Origin of the sequence: Enterobacter asburiae, from assembly GCF_008080435.1 — a bacterium.
In the GTDB taxonomy this organism is placed as follows: Bacteria; Pseudomonadota; Gammaproteobacteria; order Enterobacterales; family Enterobacteriaceae; genus Enterobacter; species Enterobacter asburiae_C.
The window spans coordinates 467,946-494,359 of sequence record NZ_VRKN01000002.1; the positions used below are offsets into that span (position 1 = coordinate 467,946).

A 26,414-nucleotide genomic window follows, 5' to 3' on the forward strand; every position below is an offset into this window, starting at 1 on the left:
GTGAGTCAGGTCACGCGTATGCGCAAACGACATCAATTTAACACCCGAATGACCCGCATCATACTGCTCATCAGCTTCCTGTTTTTCTTTGGCCGCTTCGTTTACTCTTCGATTGGCGCCTGGTATCACCATCAGGACAAAACCCAGTCGCAGCAGTCCAGCCTGACCGTCGACACCGCTGACCGCTAGGCCGCCGGATGGTTTTGCACTATCCGAATAATGCCTGCTATCCCTTTGCTGAGGATTTTATCCTGTCGCATCACCACCGCCAGCTGCCGCTGCAGCATGGGCGTAAGCGACATCACGCATAGCCCTTCACGATCGGCATCCTGTTCGACCGCCATTCGCGGCACGATACTGTAGCCCAGCCCCGCGCAAACCATGCGTTTGATCGCCTCGATGCTGCCAAGCTGCATCACCGGCGCGATAGCTAATCCACTGGCTGCAAACCAGCCATCGATCAGCGCCCGGGTACCGCTGCCTGATTCAAAGGCAATCAGCGGCTGAGCGTGCAGCGCCTCCGGGGTGAACGCCCTGAAAGCATCCTGCTGCTCCCGCGACGCGATAAAGACAAACTCTTCGTCCATCACCGGCATGACGTCCAGCGCTCTGCCGCTCACCGGCAGCGTCACCAGCCCCATATCGAGACGGTTCTCTTCGATGGCCCTGACGATGTCAAGGGTGTTGCCCGTCGTTACCCCCACGCGCAGGAGCGGATAGTCCTGGCGCAGCTTCTCCAGCAGCGGCGGCAGAAGATGAATGCAGGCAGTTGCCCCCGTACCCAGCGTAATGGTGCCGCTCACATCATGGCTGAATGCACTCACGGACCGGATAGCGTCATCCACCGCCTGCTGAATACGCTCCCCATGTACCAGCAAAGCCTGTCCGGCAGCCGTAGCCTTAATCCCCCGCCCGGTCCGCTCCACCAGCCGCGTTTGCAAAAACTGCTCCAGCTGGCGTATTTGCAGGCTGACGGCGGGCTGGGAAATGCCCAGCACATCCGCAGCCGCTGAAAAGCTGCCGCGCTGGATCACCAGACGGAACGTGGCGAGATAGCCCAGATTAAGCGTCGTCATTCAAAGTTTCTCTTATACCGCGCATAAGGTTGCGGCCCTGCCAGCACAATAGCGCGCGAGTTATGCTCAGGACAACTGCATAGCGGAATGAAAAATAATGGAAACACCTGCCCTGCCTCGCCGCCTCGCCCTCATGGCGGGATGTAATCAACTCATCAACTGGGGGATCTCGTTTTATATGCCCGGCACCTTCGCGCTGGCCATTGCAGCCGACCGGGGATGGTCATCCCCGCAGATTTACCTCGGCCTGACGCTGGCGATGCTGGTGATGGCGGCGGTTTCTCCGTTTGTCGCCCGCCTGCTGGCACGCTTTGGCGGTCAGAAGGTGGTGATGAGCGGAACGTTGCTGATCGCCGCAAGCTGCGCAGGGATGGCGTATATCCAGACGCTTTTTGGCTGGTACTGCGCCTGGCTGGTGACCGGTATAGGGATGCGCCTGTCGCTGTACGATGCGCTGTTCGCCGCTCTGGTGAACCTCTACGGGCAGCAGGCGCGAAGAACAATTTCACGCGTCACGCTGGCGGGCGGGCTGGCCTCCGCCGTCTTCTGGCCGCTGGGCGATGCTCTGCTTCAGGTGATGAGCTGGCAGGAGGCGCTGTGCGTCTATGCTCTCTTCGGCCTGCTGAGCGCGGCGCTGATAAGAACGCTCCCCCGGCAGCGGCTGACGGTGACGACAAAGGTCACCGCGCCGCCTCTGAACAACGAACGGCGTAACGGCTGGCTTTATGCCGCCTTCATTGCCCTCATCACCTTTGTCTCGAACGGCACGTCCACCCATCTACCGGAGTTTATTGCCCACTTCGGCCTGCCTGTCGCCATCGGCATGCTGTGGGGGATCGGCCAGACGGGTGCTCGCTCTATAGAGGTGCTGGCGGGTGCCCGCTTAACCCCCTTCAGGTTAACGCTTTTTACCGCGCTCGCCATGCCGCTCTGCTTTCTTCTGGGGATGAGCAGCACGCTGTTTGTCTGGTGCGCAGCCGGTTTTGTGCTGGGCTATGGCGCCATCAACGGGCTGGTCACCATCGTGAAAGCCACGCTGCCGCTGGAACTGTTTAGCACCGAAAGCTATGCCCGCCGCACCGGCATGCTGCTTATCCCCGGCCAACTGATGGCGGCAGCCTCACCGTTTGCCTATGCGTGGCTGAATAAAACGCTGGGGATCGCGGGCGCAATGTGGGTTTCAACGGGCCTGACGCTGGTGATTGCCGGGCTGGCGATAGCGATTGTGCACCGTCCCGGCAGGCAAACTGTATCGCACTGTATCCAGAACGCCACGCTGACAATCGGGTACAAAACGCCGCCTCCGGCAAATATCTCCGATACATAAAAATGGTTTTCTTTCCCTACCGCCATTCAGAACCGATGAGGAGAGAGACCGATGATCCGACATTATTTGCTGTTCCCCCTACTTGCCCTGGCCTCGGCCAGCGCCTTTGCGGAAAGTAAAACCAGCGTCGTGCTGGTCCACGGCGCGTTTGCCGACGGCAGCAGCTGGAATAAGGTGATTACCCTGTTGCAGAAACAGCACGCAGAGGTCATTGCCGTCCAGCTCCCGCTCACCTCGCTTAAAGATGACGTTGCGGCCACGCGGCGAGCCATCGCCCGCGCCCAGGGTAACGTGGTGCTGGTGGGCCACTCCTGGGGCGGCACCGTGATTAGCGAGGCGGGCAACGATGCGCGGGTAAAATCGCTGGTGTATGTGGCGGCGTTCGCGCCGGACTCCGGCCAGTCGACGGCGGATCTGGCAGGACGCTATCCTGCCCCGCCGGGCAGCGCGGGCATTGCTAAAACGGCGGACGGCTATTTATACCTGCCGACAGGAGCCGTAAGGAAGGACTTCGTGCCTGACGTGAAGCCAACCATTCAAGATACGATTGCAGCTACGCAGGGGCCAATTAAGGCTGAGGCGTTTGGTGAAAAGGTTGCCCACGCGGCGTGGCATGACAAACCGAGCTGGTATGTGGTCAGCAAGAATGATCGAATGATCAACCCCGATCTTGAACGGGCGATGGCGAAGACGATTCACGCGAAAACCGCCGAGGTGGCGGCAAGCCACGTGTCGATGGTCAGCCAGCCGCAAATCGTTGCCCGGGCGATTGAGCAGGCGATTGAAGCAAAGTAATATTTTGCGAATTGTAGGCCGGGTAAGCGCAGCGCCACCCGGCAAAAAAACAACCTCAGCGCCCGCCATCCGCGGGATAATCGCGATTAATCCACGCGTGGTCCTCTTCCCAGGTGAACATCCATTTGCGCACCGGTCCGGCCATCACGTTGAGGTAGTAGCTGTCATACCCGGCCATCGTCGCCACCGGGTGATAACCCTTCGGCACCATCACCACGTCACGGTTGTAGACCGCCATGCACTCATCCAGCGTTCTGTCGTCGGTGTAGACGCGCTGCATGCAGAACCCCTGCTCCGGATTGAGGCGATGGTAGTAGGTCTCCTCCAGATACGTCTCCTGGGGTGGGTTATCCGTGTCGTGCTTGTGGCTCGGGTACGAGCTGGTGCAGCCCTCATTGGTCCACACTTCCACCACCAGCAGGCTGTCGGCGGGCTTGTCTTCCGGCAAAATGTTGTGCACATAGCGCTGGTTGTGCCCCTTTCCGCGCGCCTCGCCGTCGATATCCTGCGGCGCAATCAGCCGCGTCGGATACGTGCCTTTGCCCGGCGCGGCGCAGACCGCCAGCTCCAGCTTCGTCAGCGCCTTCACCTGCACCGTCTCCTGCGGGGCGACGTAAACCGCCCACGGCTTGATGCGCTCGAACGGGCTCATCCGTTCGCCGATGTCGTTAAACTGCGCGGAAGGCGTGCTGATGGAGGCCCGCCCGGCGACCAGCACCAGGCAGCGCTCTTCGCTGACGGCGGGCAGCGTCAGCGTCTGCCCCTCCTGCAGCTCATACGCCTCAAAGCCGACGTAGCCCCATCCCGCGCTTTCCGACGTGACGGACTGAGTGCGACCCTCCGCGTTCGGCTGTTGCCAGCGTGATAACAGACGTGACATGTCTCCTCCTCAAATCAGTCCGGCGTCGCGCGCCAGGCGGCTCAGGTTGTTATACCCCAGACGGGCGTAGGTCAGCGGATGGGCAATCGCCGGATCCTGCTCCGCCTCCACCACCAGCCAGCCGTGATAATCCTGCGCCTTCAGCAGCCGCATGATCGGCGGGTAATCGACGCAGCCGTCGCCCGGCACGGTAAACACGCCGCTCAGCACCGCATCGAGGAAGCTGGTTTTACGGTTTTTGACGTCCGCCAGCACGTCGGCACGCACGTCTTTGCAGTGAACGTGGTTGATGCGTGACGCCCAGCGCTGCGCCACCGCCAGCGGATCGGCCCCGGCAAAGGTCAGATGGCCGGTATCCAGCAGTAACCCCACCGCTTCGCCGGTGTAAGTCATCAGGTTGTCCACGTCGTCGGCGGACTCAATCACCGTCCCCATATGGTGATGGTAGGCAATCTGCACGCCCTGCTGCTGGGTGTAGCGGGCAAATTCGGTGAGCTTCTCGCCATACTCCTTCCAGCGTTCCTGCGGGAAGCGCGGGCGCAGATGCACCGGGGTCTGCTGCTCGCCGTGAATACAGCCGCTCACTTCCGCAAACACCAGCACTTTTGCCCCCAGTTCACGCAGCAGCGTCAGGTGCGACTGCACGGCGGCAATCTCCTCCTCCACGCTGCGCTCCAGCAGGCGGCCGGAGTACCAGCCGGAGACCAGCTGCAGGTCGTGGCGCTGCAAAACAGGGCCAAGCAGGCGCGCTTCACGCGGGAATTTATTGCCCAGTTCGAAACCGGCAAAACCGGCCTCTTTTCCTTCACTCAGACAGGTCTCCAGCGACGTCTCCGCGCCGAGAGAAGGCAGATCGTCGTTCGTCCATGTCAGCGGGTTAATGCCTAATTGCACACTCATTGTCGTCTCCATTATGCGTGTCCGCGCTCGCGCCACCAGGCGATAAGCTGCAGGTAGTTGTCCCGGATGCGCGCCACCAGCTGCGCATCGTCAATATCGTGCTTCAGCCACGCGCGGGAGGCATCGCCAAACAGCGTGCGCCCCACGGCGAAGCCTTTTACTACCGTCTGCCCCGCTGCGGCTTTGAAGTCGGCGCGCAGCTGTTCCGCCGGGGCGTCCAGGCCGAGGATCACCACCCCGCGGCAGTGCGGGTCCCGGCGTTCGATAATCTCGCTCAGCGCCGTCCAGCCGTCGGCGGAGAGCGGCGGCAGCTTCCACCAGTCCGGGTAAATGCCGAGGTTGTAGAAGCGGGAAATGGCGCGCAGGTAGAGCTCGTCGCTGCGCGGCATGCTGGCGGGCAGGATCACCTCCAGCAGCAGCTCGTGCCCGGACTGGCAGCAGGCGTGGTACACCTCGGCGATTTTCTGCTCCTGCTCCAGGCGCAGGCCGTGGGCATCTTCCGGGTGGAAGAAGACCAGGCACTTCACCACGTGCTCCTGCGGCCAGCAGATAAGCTGGGTGCCGATGTTGCCGTGCTCCATCTCCAGCGGCCGGGATCCCGGCAGCTCAATGGGGCGACCAATCCACCACCCTTCGCCGGTGATGGCGTTCAGCGCGTCCTGACCAAATGTGCCGTCGCACAGCAGACCGGCTTTGCCCTCCAGCCCGGCGCGGCTCGCCGCCTCGCGGCTGGCCTGCAGGATCAGCTGCTTCAGCGCCGGAATGCGCTTAAGCGACGCGCCGCACTGCATCGCCATATCCTCAAGCTGGCTGCGGTGGTCGAAGGCCATCACGCACAGCTCCGGCCACTCGCGGCGGCGGGTGGTCACCCGGTGGAGATGGTTAAGACGCGGGTCGAGATCCGGACGCGGCACATTCGCAGCGCGGGAAAGATAGTCATCCAGCTCGATTTTGCTCGGCATCGCCGGGGCGCAGCCGTGGCGCGAAACCACCAGCGCGCCGCAGGCGTTGGCGTAGCGGCACGCCTGCTCCCAGCCCTCGTCGTTCAGGTAGCCGCGCAGCAGGCCGGACATAAACGCGTCCCCCGCCCCGAGAACGTTCAGCACCTCCACGCGCACGCCGGTCACCGTCAGGCCGTCGTCCAGCCGGGGCGGAATGGCGTCGGTGTAGACCGAGCAGCCGAGCGCGCCGCGTTTGCAGACCAGCGCAGCGTCACTGACGGCGCGCACCTGCCCCAGCGCCTGCAGGGTCTCCGTGCTGCCGCCCGCAATGTGAAACTCCTCTTCGGTGCCGACAATGACGTCAAAGAGGTGCAGCACCTCCTGCAGCTCGCGGGTGACCGTATCGGCGGCGATGAAGCGCGTTTCGCCATCGCCTAAGGCGGTCAGCCCCCACAGCACCGGACGGTAGTCGATGTCAAGCACCGTGCGCACGCCGTGACGGCGGGCATAGCCCAGCGCCGTCAGCACCGCCTCGCGGGTCTGAGGATGAGAAAGATGCGTCCCGGTGATGGCAAGACAACGTGCGGAGGCAATGTAGCTTTCGTCCACATCGCTGGCGGTAATGGCCATATCCGCGCAGTTATCGCGATAAAAAATCAGTGGAAAGGTGTCCCGGTCTTTAATGCCGAGTAGCACCAGCGCCGTCAAGCGCTCTTTGTCGGTGATCAGATGGCTGGTATCGCAGCCCACCTGGTTGAGCTCTTCCCGCAGGAAGCGGCCCATATGTTCATCGCCGACGCGCGCCAGCATCGACGAGCGCAGGCCCTGACGCGCGGTGCCGTACGCCACGTTGCCGGACGAGCCGCCGAGGTATTTGGCGAAGCTCGACACATCCTCCAGACGGGCACCAATCTGCTGACTGTAGAGGTCTACCGCCACGCGGCCCATGCATATCACATCAAACTGCTTTTCCACGTTGATACCTCTTCAGACAATATCGTTCACGTTCAGCCAGCGGCCTTCCCGGTGCGAGAGCGCAATCGCGTCCAGCACGCGCGACACCTTCCAGCCCTCTTCGAAGTCCGGCCACATCGGTGCGTCGGCGGCAATACCGTCTACCAGGTCGCGCACCTCCACCGTTTTTTGATCGTTAAAGCCAATCCCGTGGCCTGCGCCCATGCAGAACGCGGCGTAGTCCGGGTGCGCCGGGCCAACGAGCAGCGTGCGGAATCCCTGACGGTTCACCGGATCGTCATGCAGATAGAGCTTCAGCTCGGCCATGCGCTCCTGGGTGAAGCTGATGGCGCCTTTCGTCCCGGTAATGATGTACGACAACCCCATCTTGCGGCCGCAGGCGACGCGCGAGGTTTCAATCACGCCCTGCGCCCCGCCCGCGAAACGCACCATCGCGTGGGCCTGATCCTCATTTTCCACCGCAATCATCTCCGACGGTCCGGCCTTCTCCGGGCGTTCAGGAACCACGATCTTCAGGTCGCCGCAGACCTGCTCGATATCCCCCACCAGGTACTGCGCCATATTGACGATATGCGCCGCGAGGTCGCCCAGCGCCCCCAGCCCGGCGGTCTCTTTAAAGCAGTGCCAGTGAATGGGCGACAGCGGGTCGGCCATATAGTCTTCGTTGTGGGTGCCGTAGAAGTGGATCACCTCGCCAATCTCGCCGCGGGCGATAATCTCCTTCGCCAGCTGCGCGGTCGGGTTTTTCATGTAGTTAAACCCCACCAGCGTTTTCACCCCAGCCCGCTTTGCGGCGTCAACCATCTCGCGCGCGTCGTGGGCATTAAGCGCCAGCGGCTTCTCCGAGTAGACGTGCTTGCCGTGGCGGATCGCCTCCAGCGCCATCTCCTTATGCAGGTGGTTGGGTGAACAAATATCCACCACATCAATGGCCGGGTCGGCCACCAGCGCCCGCCAGTCCCCGGTGGAGCGGTTGAAGCCAAACGCCTGCGCGCGCTCTGCCGCCAGCTCCGGCGTGACTTCCGCCACCATCTCGCGCACCAGCCTGCCGCGCAGGTTGAACACCGTCGGGGCCTGGGCATAGGCGATAGCATGCGCCTTGCCGATATACCCGGTGCCAATTAATCCAATACGAACCTCTTTCATCGTGATCCTCACAGTGCGCCGCGACGGCTCTTGGCATAGGTATCGAATGCCACCGCCAGAACGATAATTAATCCGGTGATAATTTGCTGGTAGTAGGCCGAGACGTTCATCAGCACCAGGCCGTTAATCAGAATGCCCATGATGATGGAGCCGATGATGGTGCCGCCGATGCGCCCGTAGCCGCCCATCAGCGAGGTGCCGCCAATTACCACCGAGGCGATGACGCGCAGCTCAAAGGAGATCCCGGCCACCGCCTCGGCGCTCCCCAGACGCGCGCTCAGGATGAAGCCTGCCAGCCCTGCCAGACAGCCAATCAGCACGTAGACGCTGACCAGCACGCGCTTGACGTTCACCCCCGCCAGGCGCGCCGCCTCCGGGTTGCCGCCGATGGCGTAGACGAAGCGGCCCCAGCGGGTTTTATGCAGCGCCAGATAGCCGCCGATGGCGACGATGGCGAAGATCCAGATAGGAATGGAGATGCCGAGCAGCTCCCCGCGTCCCCACCAGCGGTAGCCGGGGTCGAAACCAGCGATCGGCGCGCCGTCGTTAATCACCAGCGTCAGGCCGCGCCAGATGGTCATCCCGCCGAGGGTGACGATGAACGGTGGCAGGCGCAGGCGGGTGACGCCCAGGCCGTGCAGGAAGCCAATCGCCGTGCCCATCGCCAGACAAATCCCCAGCCCGATCAGCCAGCTCATGCCGCCCCAGGCGTTCGGGTCGACGGTGGTGAAGTTGTCGCCTTTGATCACGTACGCCGCGGTCATGGCGCACACCGCCAGAATGGAGCCCACGGAGAGGTCGATCCCGGCGGTGAGAATGACGAAGGTCATCCCCACGGCCATGATCCCGTAGATGGAGACTTCGGTCAGGATGTTGAAAATATTGCGTTCAGAGAAAAAGTTGCTGTTCTGCGACTGGAAGAAGATCAGCAGCAGGATCATGAAAATCAGTACCCCGAAGCGCTCGAAGAAGGCGATGGGATCGATGCGTCCGGCGCGTTTGACCGGGGCCTGCGTTTTAGAAATCATCTGCGTCATGAGAAACTCCGTTATGCCGCGTTCAGGGCGTTGTGGTTGATGGCCATCATCGTCATCAGCCGTTCTTCGTTAGCGTCGTCACCGTGGATCTCGCCGGTCACCCGGCCTTCGCTGAGGGTGATGATCCGGTCAGACACCGCCATCACTTCAGGCAGATCGGAGGAGATCACGATCACCGCCACGCCCTTTTTCGCCATGTCAAACAGCACCTGGTGCACTTCCGATTTGGTCCCCACGTCGATGCCGCGCGTCGGCTCATCGACGATCAGCACCCGCGGGTTGAGCGCCATGCAGCGCGCGAGGATCACCTTTTGCTGGTTACCGCCGGAGAGCTTGCGCACCTCCTGCGCGCTGTTGACCATTTTGATCTGCAGCGCCTTGCGGTAGGACTCAATCAGATCGTCCTCTTTGCGGGTGTTCACGAACCAGCGCCACTGGAGCAGCGAAGAGAGGCAGGAGAGCGACAGGTTGTCGCGAATCGACAGCCCCAGCACCGCCCCCTCTTTTTTGCGGTCTTCCGGCACCAGCGCCACACCGTGGTCGAGGGCATACAGCGGGTCGCGCGGCTGGTACGGCACGCCGTCCAGCTCAAAGCTGCCCGAGGTAAAGGCATCCGCACCAAACAGGCAGCGGGCCACTTCGGTTCGTCCCGCGCCCACTAATCCGGCAATCCCTAAGACTTCCCCGGCGTGGACGTGGAAGCTGATGTCGTGCAGGGCGATGCCGTGCGGATCCAGCGGCGGCTTTTCGCGGCTCAACCCCTTCACCGCCAGGCGGACGGGTTTGTCTTGATGATGGGTTTCGCTGGCGGGGCGACGGTTAAAGGCCACGTCGCGTCCGACCATCAGGCGGATCAGCTGTTCGACGTTGGTCTCCGCCACCGCGCCGGTGCCGGTGAAACGGCCGTCCTGGAAAACGGTGAAGCGATCGCAGAGCTGGAAAACTTCGTGCAGACGGTGGGTGACATAAATAATGCTCACGCCGCGGTTTTTAAGCTCCCGCACCACGCGGTGCAGGCTTTCCACCTCGCTGTCGCTCAGCGCGGCGGAAGGTTCGTCCATAATGATTAGCCGGGCGTTGAGGGTCAGCGCCCGGGCGATCTCCACCATCTGCTGCTGGGCGACGCTCAGGCGGGCGACCGGCGTGGTCGGCGCAACGTTCAGCTGCAGGTAATCGAGAATGACCTGCGCCTCCTGGTTTACCGCCTTTTCGTCGACGATCAGGTTACGTTTACGCGGCTCGCGCCCGAGAAACATGTTTTCCGCAACGGTCATGTTGGGCAGCAGGTTGAATTCCTGATAGATGGTGATAATGCCCTTGTTCTGGCGCGCCACCGGGGAGTCGTCCACCGGCAACGTTTCGCCGTTGAACCAGATATCCCCGCGCGTTTGCGGCTGCGCGCCCGCGAGCGCCTTCAGCAGCGTGGATTTCCCCGCCCCGTTTTCCCCCAGCAGGGCGTGAATTTCTCCGCTGTCGACGGTCAGCTGAGCGCTGCTCAGCGCCCAGACGCCGGAAAAGCTTTTTGCCAGGTCGGTCACTTTCAGTAAGGGTTGCGACATCAGTCTGCTCCTCCTCATGATGAGCCGCCAGAGGCGGCTCGGGACATATTAGTTACCGGCCTCACCGATACGCTCAGCCTGCTGCAGGTTCTCTTTGGTGATCAGCGTCGGCGGGTAGTCGGCCCCGGTGATGGCTTTCTTCTCGCGCACGTTGGCCACCAGCTGGCTCATCGCCGTCTGCACCGCAAAGCCCGGACGCTGATCCGCCGTTACCGCCAGCCAGCCGTCGCGCACGCGGGCCAGCGCTTCCGGCACCGCATCAAAGCCGGTCACGAGGATTTCACCCGGCTTCACGCCCTGGCTCTGCAGGGCTTCAATCGCGCCCAGCGCCATATCGTCGTTGGCGGAGAGGATCACCTGCGGGCGTTTCGGCAGCGAAGGCAGGACGCTTTCAACAATGCGCATCCCTTCAGAGCGCATCCAGTTGCCGGTCTGATCGGCGACGATTTTGTATTTATCCCCGCCCGCCTTCAGGCTGTCGCGGATCCCTTTGGTGCGTTCAATATTGGAAGAGGAGCCCGGCTGACCGGTGAGGAGAATGATGTCCGCACCGTTGGGGAATTTGGTTTTGACGAAGTCGCCAACCGCCTGGCCGCCCTTGTAGTTGTTGGCGCCAAAGTGCGGCACTTTTTTCTGGCTGTCGACGGAGCGGTCGAGGGTGACGATCGGCAGCTTCGCATCCTGAATTTCATCCACCGCGCTGGAGACCGCGTTCACGTCGTTCGGGGAGACGATAAAGCCCTGTGCCCCGCGAGTGATGGCGTTTTCCAGGTCAGCCACCTGCTTCGGCGAGCTGCCCTGCCCGTCCAGCACCTGAAGCTTCACGCCCATCTCTTTTGCGGCTTTCACCGCCGTGCGCTGCATGTGAACTTCAAACGGCATGGCCAGGTTTGGCGTACTGAAAACAATTTGCTCGTTTTCGGCGAGGGCAGCCCCGGACGTCATGGCGATGAGGGCGGCTACGATCAGTTTTTTCATTATTATGTCTCTCTGTGTAGGGTTGTTGTGTTTAGAGGACGATCTCGCGCTGGCTGCGCAGTGACTCCAGCGCTTTATCCGCAAGGTACAGCGCACGTTCACCATCATCGCCGCTGCAGTCAGGCACCGCTTCGCCGCGCAGGACCGCAACAAAGTGTTCCCATTCCGCGGCGTAAGCGGATTTGTAGCGCTGCAGGAAGAAGTGTTCCGGCAGCGCGCTGGTGCAGCCCTGTTTGCCGTAGTGCTGCACCTGGTTTTCAAGAATATTGCCCGCGCACAGCAGCCCTTCGGAGCCGTGCAGCTCCAGGCGCTGGTCGTAGCCGTAAGATGAACGGCGGCTGTTGACGATGGTCGCCATCGCGCCGGAAGCATATTTCAGAACGATAAACGCGGTATCGATGTCCCCCGCCTCGCCAATCGCCGGATCCACCAGGTTGCTGCCCTGGGCATACACCGACACCGGCTCTTCGCCCATGATGAAGCGGGCCATGTCAAAGTCATGAATGGTCATATCGCGGAACATGCCGCCGGAGACGCGCACGTACTCCGCAGGCGGCGGAGACGGATCGCGGGAAATGATGAGCAGCGATTCCGGTTTGCCGATGCGCCCGGCCTGCACGTCGGTTTTCACGCGGCGGAACTGCGGGTCAAAGCGGCGGTTAAAGCCGATAAACAGCGGCACGTCGTACTCTTTGACCACCTTCAGGCAGTCGCGCACGCGGGCGAGGTCAAGGTGTACCGGCTTTTCACAGAAGATAGCCTTGCCGTGGCGGGCGGCCATTTCAATCAGATCCGCGTGGGTATCGGTGGCGGAGGCGATCAGCACGGCGTGAACGTTAGGGTCGGTCATCGCCTCGCTCAGGCTCTGCTGGCGGGCCTGATACTGCGCGGCGAGACGGGTGGCAAATTCCTGATTCGGGTCAACCACGGACCAGAGCGTGGTCGCGCCGTGGCTGGCGATGTTAGCTGCATGTACCTGGCCAATTCGGCCAGCGCCCAGTAAAGCAATGTTAAACATAACGGCTCCCGGTGTTGGTGAATGCTGTGAACTAACGACCCTATAAATAAAACATTTATTTCATTTTTATAAATAGTGAAAATTATGTTTTTGAGTGTGGGTTAACACTTTTGAGATGAATGAGATAAATTTTGTTATCAATCTCACAACATGGAAGGACGTGCGGCAACTCCCCTCACCCCGGCCCTCTCCCCAATGGGGCGAGGGAGAAAAGCGCGCACCAAACTATCCCCTCTCCCCTTTGGGGAGAGGGTTAGGGTGAGGGGAAAATGAAATGAAAATTTCGTTACGAAGAGAAAACTCAATACTGACGCGCTTTTTTCACCTGCGCCTGCGTTTGCTCCGCGGCCTCACGCACGGCAGACGACTCCGCCACCTGCGCGTCACCGGTTCGCCACCACGAGGCGTAATCGTGGGTCATGGTCTTCGGTAGCACTTTGATGTCCAGCAGCGTCGGGCCCGGATGCGCCCGTGAAGCCTCAAGCGCCGTCAGCAGGCTTTGCTCATCGTTCACCCGCCACGCGCGGCAGCCGTAGCTTTCCGCATTTTGCGCAAAGTCGACCTTCACCAGCGGTCCGTCAAGCCGTCCGGTTTGCGGGTTGCGATGGCGGTTTTCCGTGCCAAAGCTGCCCATGCCGTGCCCCATCTGCAGGTTGTTAATGCAGCCGAAGCTGGCGTTATCAAACAGCAGAACGGTGATCTTAATCCCCTCCTGCACGGCGGTTTGCAGCTCGGAATGCAGCATCATGTAGGAGCCATCCCCCACCATGGCGTACACCGGCAGCCCGGGTCGGGCGAGCTTCGCGCCGATGGCCGCCGCAATCTCGTAGCCCATGCAGGAGTAGCCGTACTCCAGGTGATAACTGTCCGGCGTTTTGACCTGCCAGAGACGCTGTAAATCTCCCGGCAGCGAACCGGCCGCACCCACCACTATGGCGTTGTCTTCAATATGCTGGTTGATCAGCCCCAGCACCCGCGTCTGTGTCAGGCGGGTATTGAGCGTCTCGCCGTATTCCGCCAGCTGCGCGTCCAGGTGCCCCGCCACTTCGGGCGCGTCGTCAGGACGCCACTGGCGATCCCACAGGCGGCGGCACTCGTCGCGCCAGGCGGATTTCGCCTGGGCGATCTCCTTGCCCCAGCCGCTGCGATACTCACCAAGCGCGTGGGTCAAGGCCTGGAGTCCGGTTTGAGCATCGGCAATCAGCGCGGTGGCATCCAGTTTCAGGGCGTCAAACTCGGCCACGTTCAGCAGCAGGAATTCGACGTCCGGGTGGGAAAAGAGCGCCTTGGAGCCGGTAGTAAAATCGGTCAGGCGCGTGCCGATGCCAATCACTAAATCGGCCTGTGGCGCGAGCTGGTTGGCGGCCATTCCGCCCGTCACGCCCACCCCGCCCAGGTTAAGTGGGTGGTCACTTACCAGCGCCCCCTTTCCGGCCTGGGTTTCGGCAAACGGCAGCTGCAGCGTCTCGACAAACTCCTGCAGCGCTTCATGCGCGCCGGAATAGCGCACGCCGCCGCCGCACACCACCAGCGGACGACGCTTGCGGGCGATCAGCGCCCGCGCCTGCGCCAGACGCTGCGGATCGGGCGGACGACGTTCGATGTGATGCACGCGACGCGCGAAGAAGCTCAGCGGGTAATCCCAGGCTTCGCCCTGCACATCCTGCGGCAGGCAAATGGTCACCGCGCCGGTATTTGCGGGGTCAGTAAGCGTTCGCATCGCGCTTAGCATGGCGCTCATCAGCTGCTCGGGGCGGTTAATGCGGTCCCAGTAGCGGGAGACGGGACGGAAGCAGTCGTTGGTGCTGATGCTGAGATCGTGATACTGCTCGATCTGCTGCAGCACCGGGTCCGGCTGGCGGCTGGCGTAGATATCGCCCGGCAGCAATAGCAACGGGATGCGGTTCGCCGTGGCGGTGGCCGCCGCGGTCACCATATTGGCGGCGCCCGGCCCGACGGAGGAGGTGACGGCAAAAATACGCTGGCGGCGGTGCTGTTTGGCAAATCCCGTCGCCATATGGGCAATGCCCTGCTCGTTGCAGCCCTGCATCACCTGCAGATGGCCCGGGTCCTGCTCCAGCGCCTGGCCGATACCCAGCACGTTACCGTGCCCAAAGATGGTGGCCACGCCCTCCACGAAGGGCGTTTCGTTGCCGTCCACGCTGACGTACTGTTGATTGAGGAACCGGACCAGCGCCTGGGCCATGGTCATACGTTCGGTTTGCATAAAACCTCCTGTCAGCCCAGCGTCGGCATAGAGAACGCAGCGCCTGTCTCCTGCTGCATTTCCGGCCAGCGCGCGGTGATGGTTTTCATTCGGGTGTAGAAACGCACGCCGTCGTTGCCGTGGACGTTGAGCGCACCAAAGATGGAACGCTTCCAGCCGCCAAAGCTGTGGAATGCCATCGGCACCGGGATCGGCACGTTAACGCCCACCATGCCCGCCTGCACCTCTTCGCAGAAGCGGCGCGCGCAGCCGCCGTCGCGGGTGAAGATCGCCGAACCATTACCATATTCATGACGGTTAATCAGATCCACCGCGCTGGCGTAATCTGCCACGCGCACCACAGAAAGCACCGGGCCAAAAATTTCTTCTTTATAGATGGTCATCTCCGGAGTGACGTTATCGAACAGCGTCGGCCCGACAAAATAGCCCTGTTCATGCCCTTTCACGCTGAAGCCGCGCCCGTCCACGCGCAGTTTCGCCCCCTGCGCTTCCCCGCTGTCGATGTAGCCCAGCACCTTACTGCGGTGCGCGGAGGAGATGAGCGGCCCCATTTCGTTTTCCGGCGTCTGGTCGAGCCCCGGTCCGACGCGCAGCGCGGCAATCTGTTTTTCCAGCCGGGCGCAGAGGTCATCAGCGGTTTTATCCCCCACCGCCAGCACCACCGAGAGCGCCATGCAGCGTTCCCCCGCCGCGCCGTAGGCCGCGCCCATGATGGCGTTGGTCGCCATCTCCATGTCGGCATCCGGCATTAAAATGCAGTGGTTTTTCGCGCCGCCCAGCGCCTGACAGCGCTTACCGTGGGCGGACGCGGTCTGGTAAATGTATTCCGCAATCGGCGTGGAGCCGACAAAACTGACGGCCTGCACGCGCTGGTCGGTCAGGAGCACGTCAACGGACTCTTTATCGCCCTGCACCACGTTGAACACGCCGTCCGGCAGCCCGGCCTCTTTCAGTAGCTGCGCGAGCGCCAGTGCCAGCGAAGGGTCTTTTTCCGACGGTTTCAGCACGAAGGTGTTGCCGGTCGCCAGCGCAATCGGGAACATCCACATCGGCACCATCGCCGGGAAGTTGAACGGCGTGATCCCGGCGCAGACGCCGAGCGGCTGCATCAGCGAGTGGCTGTCGACGCCGGTACCGACGTTCGCAGAGTGTTCACCCTTTTGCAGATGCGGGATGCCACAGGCAAACTCCACCACTTCCAGGCCGCGGGTCAGTTCGCCCACCGCGTCGGAGAAGACTTTGCCGTGCTCTTCGCTGATGATGCGGGCCAGGCGCTCCATATTCTCCTCCAGCAGCGCCTTGAAGCGGAACATCACGCGCGCGCGCTTAAGCGGAGCATGGCGCGCCCACGCCGGAAACGCCTGCTGTGCGGCGGCAATCGCCTGTTCGGTTTCCTGCGCCGTACTCATCACCACTTGGCGGATCTGCTCGCCGGTGGCCGGGTTGAAGATCGCCTGAACGCGCTGGCCTGAACCGGTGACACATTCGCCGTGAATAAAATTCGCTACCGTCTCCATCCTTAACCTCTCGCTGTTGATACGTGACTGTTACCTGAACACTGTGTACTGAACACTATATATGAAACAAATATTCCATTTTAAGTTGAAATAAAATAAATGATGATTATTGTGATCAAGGATGGATTTTTATGTTAACAGCCAACAACACTGACGCAGCGTGCGCTATTAAGGGATTTCGGGCGAGGAAATGACTGAAGTTTCTGTTTCATTTTTGCTGCCAGATGGATGGCCGACATTTAAAAGACGCGGTTTTGCGTTTAGAATCATAAGACTGTATTTGGGGGATAACATGACGACAGCAACCAGCCTGAACGAACTGCAGCAGCAAATCCGCGATCGCTACGATAGCCTGAGCAAGAGGCTGCAGCAGGTCTCCCGCTACGTGCTGGATAACACCAACAGTGTGGCCTTTGATACGGTTGCCGTCATTGCCGAACGCGCCGACGTGCCGCCCTCGACGCTGATCCGCTTTGCTAACGCCTTTGACTTCACCGGCTTCAACGAAATGAAACAGCTGTTTCGCATGAACCTGGTGGAGGAGACCGCCAGCTACAGCGACCGCGCCCGGCTGTTCCGCGAAATGGAGAGCGAGGCCGTCCCGGAAACGCCGCTCGATATTCTCCAGGAGTTCGCCCGCTCGAACGCACAGGCGCTACAGCAGCTGGCCGCCCGTGCCGAACCGGAGATGCTGGAGCGTGCGGTACAGTTGCTGGCCGACGCCGACACCATCTACATCGCCGGGCTGCGCCGCTCCTTTAGCGTCGCCGCGTATCTGACCTACGCCCTGAGCCATCTGGAGTGTCGCCCTATCCTGCTCGACGGCATGGGCGGCATGCTGCGCGAGCAGATCAGCCGCATTAAGGCACGCGACATCGTGGTGTCTATCAGCTTCTCGCCATACGCGGAAGAGACGGTGATGGTCAGCGAAACCGCCGCCAGCGTCGGCGCGCGGCAGATCGTGATTACGGACAGCCAGATAAGCCCCCTGGCGACGTTCAGCGATCTCTGCTTTGTAGTGAAAGAGGCGCAGGTGGATGCGTTCCGGTCTCAGTCGGCGACGCTGTGCCTGGTGCAGTCGCTGGTGGTGGCGCTGGCGTATCGGTTGGGGGGCGGGGAGAAATAGCCCCCAATGCCGTTTGGTGGGCCGGGTAAGGTATAGACGATACCCGGCCGCCTGAAGAGCATCAGCCAGACATTAGCGGCTTCTTATCTCGGGGCAATCAGAATAACTGACGGAAGAGAGGGAATTCAGACGTTGCCCCGTAATCTGTAACACCCGCAGTAAAAGCATGATGCCGCGGCGGGTATCAGGATCGTTGAGCATGGCAAACACCTGCCGAAGCGAAATATCCCCTTCCCGGTTAATTTGCTCTCCCCACGCCATGCGTAGCGCGGTTCCCCCTTCCCAACCGACGGTGACCACATCTTCAAAAACGCCTGCCAGTTTTTCGACCATCGCGCTGTCGGTCATTTCCAGCATGTCTGCTGCTAAGGCCAGCAGATCAACCAGATTATTCAGGCGATTGCCTGCCATCAGCGGGGCGAGGCTTTTAAGTAACTGTTCCTGTTCACTCATCAGAACATCCCCCTCACGACACCCCAATAGAGACCACGGTTAAAACCGTTTCGCAGCATGCCGCCGAGTTTCGTCGCAGGCATGGGCGTCACGTCATTGCGATAGTCATACACCAACGGCATACCGGCCCAGAGCCCCATCTGCGCAACGGCCTGAACCCGTCCATCGTAATGGTTGCCGCTTCCGGGCGGTCTGCCGTACAGCTCCGCCACAATGTTATCGGCAACGATCGGCGCCTGGTTGTGGCACGATCCCCCGGCTTTACTGATCGGGAGGTCAACGGTATCGCCGATCACATACACCCCTTCCAGGCCGTAGACGCCCAGCGTTTGGTGATCCGTCGGCAGCCAGCCTTCACCGTTCTGAACCTCACTCAGTCCCGTATTACGCACCGCTTCAACCGCCCTGATGGGAGGCGTTGCCATCAGGATGTCGAAATTCTGTGAATCGCCCTCGGCGGAATAGGCAATTTTGCTGTCAGGATCGACATGGCTTAAGGTAAAACCGCGCTGATGCTGTATTCCTTTAGCGGCAAAAATATCACCCAGCGCCTCCCCCACCGGACGCTGCAGGAACAGACAGTTTCGCAATAATTGCGCGACGGTCGGATAGGTATAAACAATCTCAACCTGATTACGCACCCCACGCTGACGCAAATAGTCATCAACCATCAGCGTGGTTTCAATAGGGGCAATGCCGCACTGGTGGGGAACATTCGGCGTTTCAGGAAAAGAGACGGTAATAAATATTCGCCCCTTTTTGATGGTGGCGAGCTTATGCGCTAGCTGTCTTGCCGCCGCATATTGATAAAAATGGTCGCCCGCGTCGGCAAGGCCAGGGATTTTTTGGGGGAAAGGCGTGCAGCCCGTTGCGATAACCAGCAGGTCCCAGTCGTAATATCGTTTACTGGCACCGTACAGTCGACGCTGCTTAAAATCGAAAGATTCAATCCTGTCGGTAATAAATTGAATTTCAGGACTCAGTAACTGCCGTTCAGGCCGGGCCAGCTCATGATGATGGAAGAGGTTAAAGGCGACGTACATAAAGGCGGGTTTGTAGTAGTGCACCGGTGATTCGGAAATCAGTACCAGCTCTACCTGACCGGCAGCAATTTCACGTCGTAATTTCCTGGTCAGAAGGTTGGCGACAATTGTTCCTCCCGTGCCGCCGCCGACAATCATTATGCGGTTTTTCATTCCTTTATTCGCTCATGGTAGTGAATGGGAATTCACGTAACCAGACCGCTTCACTGTTACGCTCAGCTAAAGGGTAGTAACAGAGCAATATTCCGCAACATAACCTTTCACGAGAAATTTATTTTTGATAACCACATCATTATTTATAAAATATACTGCAAAATATAATTTATATCCCTATAACGCAGTCTCTTTTCATTACCATTATTCGCCAAAGAGCAGCTTTGTGTACTTTTTAGACACCGCCCCTGAGCGCTGTCCGTTCGCGCCATAATAGCGATCCTCACGGCACAGTCGCTCCTTCACATCGCAGAAAATGCCGTTGGCAAAGGTGAATTCGGTCAGATCGACATTGCTCGACGTGAACACCTCGTTTGCAGCAGCCTTCTTACCGAGATACGTCTCTGTCAAATCGCGGGATAATCCCTTGTCATTGGCGCATACATATCGGTCGCAGAGCACGCCCGATACTGGCGACTTGAGCCTGGCGGGGGTCCTGGCCTGGGCGGACATGGCGGACACGGCCAGCAGCGCGGCCACAGAGCATGCGAGTATTGACTTGTTCAAGATGATAATCTCCGTTGGTTAATGAGTGTCGGCTTTGCACCGGGCGCGGTGGAACCATCATGAGGGTGAACAACCCTGGAGGGTTCTGAGTTTCAGCAGGAAATGCCCCGTATGGCTTTTTGTTGACCTAACAGTTGTCGAAAGTTCGGCTCGGAGGCAATTGTAAGGGCCCTATTCAGGTGAGTCATGCAGTTTTAGAGACCTGAACGACTATGCTCTAAAGGAAGTGGGCTTGTGGGGCGGGGCGAGTCCGGTGTGAGCGATCTACGGACGTAGCCTTAAATGGGGGAAGCCTTAAAATTAAGTGACACAATTTGCAGGAGCACTTATACCATCCCTGATCTGTAGAGTAGGTAAAACTGCACCAGCCCTAGTCCTCTTTATACTGCTGACCTTTACATCAATCACCATTCCATATATGTTTATAAAGCCAATAGCCTTCATATGATAGTAAAATGTTTAGGTAGTCGTTCAATTGCCTAGACCTTCAGAATTTTACTGAGCAGCGGCCAATTTAGTGACGTTGCGTGCAGGGATGACCCGCTATGATAGAATCAATTAGTCTCTCCAACATCGCCACCTATCATCCTGACAAATCAGAAGTTATTAATCTAAAAAAGATTAATTTTATTTATGGAGCAAATGGGGCGGGTAAGACCACAATCAGTCGACTTATTGAGAAACCTAGTCTTTCAATAGACTCCAGCATTACCTGGCTCAACAATACGCCAGTGCCAGCAATGATCTATAACAATGACTTCATCACTGCCAACTTTTCAGAATCCAAAGAGTTTCAGGGAGTATTTACACTCGGCAAGGCCGAAAAAGTTCAGCTCGATCGCCTCAAAGAACTTAAAGATGAAAGAAAGCGCCATGAACAGTTGAGAGCCAAGTTAATCATCTCGCTTGATGGTGAAGATGGAAAACCCGGAAAGAATGCTGAGTTGATTTCTTTGGAAGCAAAGTTAGTTGGACGATGCTGGGAACAGAAAGTTAAGCATGATGAATATTTTAAGGGGGCATTTACTGGTTTAAGGAATAATAAGGAAGCATTCAAAGCAAAGGTTCTTCAAGAACATCAGAATAACAAATACACCTTGGTTGATTTAGTTGATCTCAAGACTAGAGCTACGGTTTTATATGGTGACCAACCCTCGAAAATAGATCTTGTTTCGACCTTGGATTTATCACGGTTGATAGCATTCGAGAAAAACCCGATTCTGGTTAAAAAGGTGGTAGGTAAAGATGATGTCAGCATATCGGCGATTATTCAGCGGTTAGGTAATAGCGACTGGGTCAGACAGGGTATGAGATTTATGGAACATACGAATGAACAATGTCCGTTCTGTCAGCAGACCCTGCCCCATGACTTCGAGAAGGAACTTACTGATTACTTCGATGAGACTTTTGAAGCGGATTCTAAGGCAGTCTCTACCCTGCGTAATAATTATTTCCAAATTGCTGAGGATCTTTTGGCTCAGGCATATGTTTTGTTGGCTTTGGATTGCAAAGAACTGGACAAGGAAAAACTTAACCCTAAGATTCAAGAACTGGATGCTGTTGTTCTTGTCAATAAAGGTCGGATGGATAATAAAGTTATCACTCCAAGTACTGAGGTTTTTCTTGAGGGGCTAGAGGATATTCAGGCGGATATTACTGCTATTATTAATGCGGCGAACGCGAAAATATCCGAAAAAAATCGCCTAGTTGCAAGCTTCGCTACTGAGCAACGTAGATTAACTGGGGAAGTGTGGAAATATATTGTCGATGCTGAGTTAAAGAATACCTTGGCTGATTATACCACTGAGAAAAATAAATTACAAAAATCTATTTCGGGTATCACATTAAGCCGGGATAAGGCCACGGAAAGTATTAATGCTACTGATGTCGATATCGATAATATTGAGGCGGAACTTACCAGCGTAAAACCTACAGTAATTGCTATAAATAAAATCTTGAAGAATTTTGGCTTTCTCAGCTTTTCTCTAGATCCTGCATGTATAGATAATTCTTATAGAATTATCCGGGCGGATGGGAAGGATGCCAAGCAAACATTGAGTGAAGGCGAGAAGACCTTCGTAACGTTCCTTTATTTCTACCATCTGCTGAGAGGAAGTATTACGACGTCCGGTATCACCACTGATCGGATCGTGATTATCGATGACCCTGTTTCTAGCCTTGATAGTGATGTATTGTTTATTGTGAGTAGCTTAATCAAGGAGCTCTTCGCCGAGGTTAGAAAGAGTGATAGCCATCTTAAACAAGTTGTGGTGCTTACCCACAATGTGCATTTCCATAAAGAAGTCACGTACGATCAACGTCGGAAGACCAATACTTCGCTTGCTGACGAGACATTTTGGATTGTCCGCAAACCTAATGAGTATTCAGTAATTGAATTCCATTCAAGTAATCCAATCCGGAATTCTTATCAACTACTCTGGGCCGAGCTAAAAAGAACACCGGTGCCAGTCCTTACGTTGCAGAACACCATGCGTCGGATTTTGGAGAACTATTTCAAGATTTTGGGTGGTGTCGATACATACCATCTTGTCGACAAATTTGAGGGTATCGAAAAGATACAGTGCCAGTCTTTGATGAGTTGGGTAAATGATGGCTCGCATTACGCTCCGGATGAGCTTTATGTGGCCATTAGCGACAATATGGCAGCAAATTACCTGAAAATTTTCTTCAAGATATTCAAAGCAGCTAAGCATGATGCACATTACAAAATGATGATGGGCGATTCATATGTTGATCTTGATCCGGAAGATATCTCTGAGCAGCAGCCAATGACGGCTGTTGGCGAAGAAGGGAACACTGTATTTGATGGAGCCGCTGTAATAGAGACATCAGCCCCCGTACCGACTGCACTCAAGTCTGAAATTGATCAGTCTGGATTCGATCAAGTGGTGCCGTTTTGAAGCCTTCTGCTGGCGAGCACTTCCAAGACAGAATCCATTGACTAGATCAACCGTATGGATGTAATACTTTATATATCTATGATAAAATTTCTACGCTTCTGATATAACATTTTTTTCTGTTGTGCTTGTTAGCACTCTGGGCGTAATCCATATTTCTCTTGTATTAATTCTGACATTATTTAAAGGAATAGCGCTGATGGTACACCAAGTGCGGAAATGCTTTCATGCGGTCGGGAATGGAACATTATTTACCGGGCAAATTTATGATAAAAACAGTGATGACATTTTTAACTGGATGTATGACTGCGGCTCAACCAGTAAAAAAACCGTACTTAACACAATAGCTGCTCTACCAAATTGGTTTGGACCACGCAATGTTATCGATATGTTAGTGATTTCCCATTTTGATAATGATCATGTTAATGGACTCGAAGCGCTGCTTCAGAAATATTATGTCAGAAGGCTTGTTCTACCTTTTACTGAATGGCCGCAGAGTATTCGCGAAATCTCGGTGATGGGACCGAAAGGAATCTCTCCGTCAGTCGCTCTGTTACAAATTGATCCTTCAAAGTGGTTAGAGCTCAATAATTTTATTGATAGAGTAGGTGAAATCCTGTTGGTGCAAGGGAATGGTGGTCCTGAAGAGACAGATAGTTCACCTGATAATCCTGATAATCCTGATAATCCTGATAATCCTGATAACGATAGCCCTAAATGGAAGGAACATTCTGCGTTTGATCCTGAATCTGATACTCCAGATGAAAATACACCTCCGTTGCCTGAGGGCAACCAAGAATTTCCGTCAGATCAGGTAGCCGCCGATAATGTTTTTTTTAAACTGAAAAACCAGGCTGCGACAACGGCTATCAAAGTGGCAAAAATACACCAAAGTCAAGCGGTATATTCTGCTAATAACTCCTTCGAGTTTTTGTTTTATAATGCGGAAAAACCTTTCTCAGCACTTGGTCTTGTTTATGAATCAGGTGGTGAAATGTATGCGAAAGTTTCAAAGATGCGTATGTCTGAAGTTAAAGATGACATTGAAGCGACGATCATTTCTCTCGGTTTACACCAAAAAATCACCAATTTACCAGTAAACTGGCGGCAAACGCTTAAGGATTCATATGAGACGCACTTCGGTAGTACTGGGGAAGCTAAGAATAATATTTCCTTATGCATGTATGCAGCACCACTGACAAAGCGCAGAGATTTTGGAACGCTATTTACTGGCGATATAAATCTGACGAGTGATGTGATTGAAGATATGAAAACCCATTTTGGACAACATCGCTGGTTATCACTCATTGGAGTACAGGTACCGCATCATGGGTCTCAACATTGCTGGGCTGTGGATAATGCCACACGCTTTGATCTTAATAAAGTATGCTTTATCCAGTGCGCAACTCCAACAAAATATCATCCACATGATGTAGTCACCAAAGATTTAAATAAATACGGATGTGCAGTATGCTCAGCGAGTCGGATGAGTCCGGCCCATGCTTATTACTGTTATTGACCTTTGATTTGCCAGAATTTATAAATAAATTTTATAATGGGGTGTTTGGGATGATAGTCAATTCACCCCAACTGACATGCTCCCCTTGATTAATAGACCATGGTATTGGCCATGTCCGCTTTTGGCACTAAGCGGACAAACTGATTGAGCTGAAGGTCCGCTATGAGCGAAAAGCGGACGCTGACCTTTCATATTTATACGATTTACTCTCTGGCCTGATCTAACGTAGGTATCTTAACTACAGGAACTCACTAGCATGATCGGAGATTACATATGCTGATATATAACGTTTTTGGACGGCATATTGGCGTTCAACGGAAGCATGATCGGTGGCTGGTATTTCGTGCTGACCTGACGGAGAGAAAGTTTTCTCGACTCTATGACATCGCTATTCCTGACGATATGACTGAAGGTGAGATTGCCGGCTGGCTGGGTGACATTTTCCATGAAGCCGCAACCGATCGTCATCCAAATGTGGAACGCATCGAATAAGGATTTAATGGATAGCATTACGTTGCGCCTGCTCCTGGCACTCACCTGAGATGGTGTTGCCAGCCATGGCCCAAAAAAAGCCCGCAATCTGCGGGCTTAGAGATAATTTAGAACCTGTTAGTACCAGACGTATCCGGTTGGGAAATCATTCCCACTCAATCGTCGCCGGTGGCTTACCGCTGATGTCATACACCACGCGGGAAATACCGTTCACTTCGTTGATGATGCGGTTAGACACGCGGCCTAAGAAGTCATACGGCAGGTGCGCCCAGTGCGCGGTCATGAAGTCGATGGTTTCTACCGCACGCAGGGAAACAACCCAGTCGTACTTACGGCCATCGCCCATGACGCCGACGGAGCGAACCGGCAGGAACACGGTGAACGCCTGGCTCACTTTGTTGTACAGGTCAGCTTTGTGCAGCTCTTCGATGAAGATAGCGTCCGCGCGACGCAGCAGGTCGCAGTACTCTTTCTTCACTTCGCCCAGCACGCGCACGCCCAGACCCGGCCCCGGGAACGGGTGACGGTAGAGCATGTCGTACGGCAGACCCAGTTCCAGGCCAATCTTGCGCACTTCGTCTTTGAACAGCTCGCGCAGCGGTTCAACCAGGCCCATCTTCATCTCTTTCGGCAGGCCGCCCACGTTGTGGTGAGATTTGATGACGTGTGCTTTACCGGTTGCGGAAGCCGCAGACTCGATCACGTCAGGGTAGATAGTGCCCTGCGCCAGCCACTTCACGTCTTCCAGCTTCAGCGCTTCTTCGTCGAACACTTCCACGAACACGCGGCCGATGATTTTACGCTTGGCTTCCGGATCGTTCTCGCCTTTCAGCGCGTCCAGGAAGCGTTTTTCGCCTTCCACGTGAACGATGTTCAGACCGAAGTGGTCGCCGAACATGTCCATAACCTGCTGGGCTTCGTTCAGACGCAGCAGACCGTTGTCCACGAAGACGCAGGTCAGGTTTTTGCCGATGGCGCGGTGCAGCAGCATCGCGGTCACGGAGGAGTCCACGCCGCCGGAGAGGCCGAGGATTACTTTGTCATTGCCAACCTGCTGGCGAATACGCTCAACGGCGTCGTCGATGATTTTTGCCGGGGTCCACAGCGCTTCACACTGGCAGATGTCACGCACGAAGCGCTCCAGCATGCGCATACCCTGACGGGTGTGGGTCACTTCCGGGTGGAACTGCACGCCGTAGAAGCGTTTTTCTTCGTTCGCCATGATGGCGAACGGGCAGCTTTCGGTGCTGGCAACGGTCACGAAGTCAGACGGGATGGCGGTAACTTTGTCGCCGTGGCTCATCCACACGTCCAGCAGCGGTTTGCCGTCTGCGGTCAGGGAGTCTTCGATACCGCGCACCAGCGCGCTGTCGGTGACGACTTCTACCTGTGCGTAGCCAAACTCGCGCTCGTTGGAGCCTTCTACGTGGCCGCCCAGCTGCATTGCCATGGTCTGCATACCGTAGCAAACGCCGAATACCGGCACGCCAGCTTCGAACACGTACTGCGGCGCGCGCGGGCTGTTCTCTTCGGTGGTACTTTCCGGGCCGCCGGACAGGATGATGCCGCTTGGATTGAATTCGCGAATCTGTGCTTCCGTGACATCCCATGCCCACAGCTCACAGTAAACGCCCAGTTCACGTACGCGACGCGCCACCAGCTGAGTGTACTGAGAACCGAAGTCCAGGATGAGAATGCGATGTTTATGAATGTTTTCCGTCATTGACGCTAATTCCGAGGCAAGTGAAACAGATTAAATAAATCGCC

22 protein-coding genes are annotated in these 26,414 nt (G+C 56.9%); 7 read left to right on the forward strand and 15 right to left on the reverse strand.

Annotated elements, in window-relative coordinates; all coding sequences use genetic code 11:
- The first annotated feature begins 18 nt into the window (after positions 1-18).
- Positions 19-189, forward strand: a complete 171-nt coding sequence (locus FU672_RS05305) for a YfgG family protein (protein ID WP_023333002.1) — start codon at positions 19-21, stop codon at positions 187-189.
- Here FU672_RS05305 and FU672_RS05310 read toward each other — a convergent pair.
- Positions 186-1,076 (reverse strand): LysR family transcriptional regulator, encoded by an 891-nt coding sequence (locus tag FU672_RS05310; RefSeq protein ID WP_148242421.1) that lies wholly within the window; start codon positions 1,074-1,076, stop codon positions 186-188. The two genes, FU672_RS05305 and FU672_RS05310, sit on opposite strands and share 4 nt — an antisense overlap.
- Before the next feature lie 97 nt (positions 1,077-1,173).
- Here FU672_RS05310 and FU672_RS05315 point away from each other — a divergent pair, with 97 nt between their 5' ends.
- Together FU672_RS05315 and FU672_RS05320 are read left to right on the forward strand one after the other, a co-directional pair.
- Entirely contained in the window at positions 1,174-2,403 is a 1,230-nt protein-coding gene (locus FU672_RS05315; protein ID WP_148242422.1) for an MFS transporter, read from the forward strand.
- 51 nt (positions 2,404-2,454) lie between these two features.
- Positions 2,455-3,198 (forward strand): alpha/beta hydrolase, encoded by a 744-nt coding sequence (locus tag FU672_RS05320; RefSeq protein ID WP_148242423.1) that lies wholly within the window; start codon positions 2,455-2,457, stop codon positions 3,196-3,198.
- A 55-nt stretch (positions 3,199-3,253) separates the two neighbouring features.
- Here FU672_RS05320 and iolB read toward each other — a convergent pair whose 3' ends face one another.
- The 10 genes from iolB to FU672_RS05370 all read right to left on the reverse strand — a co-directional run bounded on the left by iolB (position 3,254) and on the right by FU672_RS05370 (position 16,376).
- Positions 3,254-4,078 carry a 5-deoxy-glucuronate isomerase gene (gene iolB / locus FU672_RS05325; RefSeq protein ID WP_148242424.1) on the reverse strand — a complete coding sequence of 275 codons (825 nt, stop codon included), beginning with the start codon at positions 4,076-4,078 and terminating at the stop codon, positions 3,254-3,256.
- Positions 4,079-4,087: 9 nt separating this feature from the next.
- Complete coding sequence (gene iolE, locus FU672_RS05330) at positions 4,088-4,978, reverse strand: myo-inosose-2 dehydratase (protein ID WP_148242425.1); 891 nt, start codon at positions 4,976-4,978, stop codon at positions 4,088-4,090.
- Positions 4,979-4,989: 11 nt separating this feature from the next.
- Entirely contained in the window at positions 4,990-6,894 is a 1,905-nt protein-coding gene (locus FU672_RS05335) for a bifunctional 5-dehydro-2-deoxygluconokinase/5-dehydro-2-deoxyphosphogluconate aldolase (RefSeq protein ID WP_148242426.1), read from the reverse strand.
- Positions 6,895-6,906: 12 nt separating this feature from the next.
- Positions 6,907-8,040 (reverse strand): Gfo/Idh/MocA family protein, encoded by a 1,134-nt coding sequence (locus tag FU672_RS05340; protein WP_148242427.1) that lies wholly within the window; start codon positions 8,038-8,040, stop codon positions 6,907-6,909.
- A gap of 8 nt (positions 8,041-8,048) precedes the next feature.
- Complete coding sequence (locus FU672_RS05345; protein ID WP_010433895.1) at positions 8,049-9,077, reverse strand: ABC transporter permease; 1,029 nt, start codon at positions 9,075-9,077, stop codon at positions 8,049-8,051.
- 11 nt (positions 9,078-9,088) lie between these two features.
- Complete coding sequence (locus tag FU672_RS05350; protein ID WP_148242428.1) at positions 9,089-10,636, reverse strand: sugar ABC transporter ATP-binding protein; 1,548 nt, start codon at positions 10,634-10,636, stop codon at positions 9,089-9,091.
- Positions 10,637-10,684: 48 nt separating this feature from the next.
- Positions 10,685-11,614 carry a sugar ABC transporter substrate-binding protein gene (locus tag FU672_RS05355; RefSeq protein ID WP_023333011.1) on the reverse strand — a complete coding sequence of 310 codons (930 nt, stop codon included), beginning with the start codon at positions 11,612-11,614 and terminating at the stop codon, positions 10,685-10,687.
- Positions 11,615-11,645: 31 nt separating this feature from the next.
- A complete protein-coding gene (iolG, locus tag FU672_RS05360; protein WP_148242429.1) occupies positions 11,646-12,632 on the reverse strand; it encodes an inositol 2-dehydrogenase in 987 nt (328 codons plus the stop codon).
- 301 nt (positions 12,633-12,933) lie between these two features.
- Positions 12,934-14,859, reverse strand: coding sequence for a 3D-(3,5/4)-trihydroxycyclohexane-1,2-dione acylhydrolase (decyclizing) (gene iolD / locus FU672_RS05365; RefSeq protein ID WP_148242430.1), 1,926 nt, complete (start codon positions 14,857-14,859; stop codon positions 12,934-12,936).
- A gap of 11 nt (positions 14,860-14,870) precedes the next feature.
- Positions 14,871-16,376: a CoA-acylating methylmalonate-semialdehyde dehydrogenase gene (locus tag FU672_RS05370; RefSeq protein WP_148242431.1), complete on the reverse strand. Its 1,506-nt coding sequence runs from the start codon at positions 16,374-16,376 to the stop codon at positions 14,871-14,873.
- A 292-nt stretch (positions 16,377-16,668) separates the two neighbouring features.
- Between FU672_RS05370 and FU672_RS05375 the strand changes: the two genes are divergently transcribed.
- Positions 16,669-17,502, forward strand: coding sequence for a MurR/RpiR family transcriptional regulator (locus FU672_RS05375; protein WP_023338648.1), 834 nt, complete (start codon positions 16,669-16,671; stop codon positions 17,500-17,502).
- 72 nt (positions 17,503-17,574) lie between these two features.
- Here FU672_RS05375 and FU672_RS05380 read toward each other — a convergent pair whose 3' ends face one another.
- The 3 genes from FU672_RS05380 to FU672_RS05390 all read right to left on the reverse strand — a co-directional run bounded on the left by FU672_RS05380 (position 17,575) and on the right by FU672_RS05390 (position 19,718).
- Positions 17,575-17,955 carry a DUF1641 domain-containing protein gene (locus FU672_RS05380; protein ID WP_148242432.1) on the reverse strand — a complete coding sequence of 127 codons (381 nt, stop codon included), beginning with the start codon at positions 17,953-17,955 and terminating at the stop codon, positions 17,575-17,577.
- A complete protein-coding gene (locus FU672_RS05385; protein WP_148242433.1) occupies positions 17,955-19,151 on the reverse strand; it encodes an NAD(P)/FAD-dependent oxidoreductase in 1,197 nt (398 codons plus the stop codon). The genes FU672_RS05380 and FU672_RS05385 overlap by 1 nt, the downstream gene beginning before the upstream one ends.
- 204 nt (positions 19,152-19,355) lie before the next feature.
- Positions 19,356-19,718, reverse strand: coding sequence for a YcgJ family protein (locus FU672_RS05390; RefSeq protein ID WP_316043719.1), 363 nt, complete (start codon positions 19,716-19,718; stop codon positions 19,356-19,358).
- Positions 19,719-20,263: 545 nt separating this feature from the next.
- Here FU672_RS05390 and FU672_RS05395 point away from each other — a divergent pair.
- The 3 genes from FU672_RS05395 (at position 20,264) to FU672_RS05405 (ending at position 24,647) form a co-directional block, all read left to right on the forward strand.
- On the forward strand, positions 20,264-22,639 hold the full coding sequence (locus FU672_RS05395; protein ID WP_148242434.1) for an AAA family ATPase: 2,376 nt from the start codon (positions 20,264-20,266) through the stop codon (positions 22,637-22,639).
- A 196-nt stretch (positions 22,640-22,835) separates the two neighbouring features.
- Positions 22,836-24,155 (forward strand): ComEC/Rec2 family competence protein, encoded by a 1,320-nt coding sequence (locus FU672_RS05400; RefSeq protein WP_148242435.1) that lies wholly within the window; start codon positions 22,836-22,838, stop codon positions 24,153-24,155.
- A gap of 273 nt (positions 24,156-24,428) precedes the next feature.
- Complete coding sequence (locus tag FU672_RS05405) at positions 24,429-24,647, forward strand: DUF7661 family protein (RefSeq protein WP_032648750.1); 219 nt, start codon at positions 24,429-24,431, stop codon at positions 24,645-24,647.
- Positions 24,648-24,792: 145 nt separating this feature from the next.
- On the opposite strand, the gene guaA is transcribed toward FU672_RS05405, so the two are convergent.
- Positions 24,793-26,370, reverse strand: coding sequence for a glutamine-hydrolyzing GMP synthase (guaA, locus tag FU672_RS05410; protein WP_148242436.1), 1,578 nt, complete (start codon positions 26,368-26,370; stop codon positions 24,793-24,795).
- Positions 26,371-26,414: the final 44 nt, after the last annotated feature.